Annotated in this window: 1 protein-coding gene; it reads left to right on the forward strand. The window is 71.5% G+C overall.

Annotation, left to right across the window (positions count from 1 at the left end; genetic code table 11):
* Positions 1 to 773, forward strand: a 773-nt coding sequence (locus RRF55_RS27180; protein WP_439419205.1) for an ABC transporter permease subunit, incomplete at both ends; no start/stop codon positions are given.

The following is a 773-nucleotide window of genomic DNA, read 5'->3' on the forward strand; positions in this document are numbered from 1 at the left end:
CGCTCGTCTCCACGCTGTTGTCCGTCGGCGGCGCGCTGCTGATCGCCCTGACCATCGTCGCCGCCCTCTGGCCTTCGGCCCGCTGGCGGCGGCTGGCTTCCCGTCTGCCGCTGCTGCTGGCGGTGCCCCATCTCGCCCTGGCGACGGCGGCGCTGCTGCTGTTCGCCGAAGGGGGCTGGCTCTGGCAGCAGTTGCCGTTTCTGACGCCGCCGGTCGACCGGTACGGCATTGGGCTTGGCCTGACGATGGCCCTGAAAGAGAGCGCCTTTGTGCTGTGGGTGATCTATGGCCTGCTGGGAGAGAAACGCCTCGCCGACCAGGCGACCGCCCTGAAGAGCCTCGGCTACGGCCGCTGGCAGTGCCTGCGTTGGCTGGTGCTGCCCGCCCTGCTGCCCGCCCTCGGCATGGTGCTGCTGGCCACCACCGCCTGGAGCCTGTCGGCGGTAGACGTCGCCCTGGTGCTGGGGCCCGGCAATCCGCCCACCCTCGCCGTGCTGGCGTGGCAATGGTTAAGCCAGGGCGATGAGCTGCAGCAGGCCAAAGGGGCGCTGGCCAGCCTGCTGCTGATGGCGATCCTCGGCGGGCTGGCGCTGGTCGCCTGGGGCGGATGGCGGCTACAGCGCCAGTACCAGCCCGATCTGCACGGTGTTCGTCACCCGCATCCTCATGCCCTGCCCGGCCGCCTGCTGGCGGCGCTGCTGCCGCTGAGCGGTCTGCTGGGCGCGCTATTGCTGGCGGGGCTGGCGCGCTCGGCGCCGCCGCAGATGGATGCT

It is taken from the genome of Klebsiella sp. K47 (assembly GCF_051858335.1).
Lineage (GTDB): Bacteria > Pseudomonadota > Gammaproteobacteria > Enterobacterales > Enterobacteriaceae > Klebsiella > Klebsiella pneumoniae.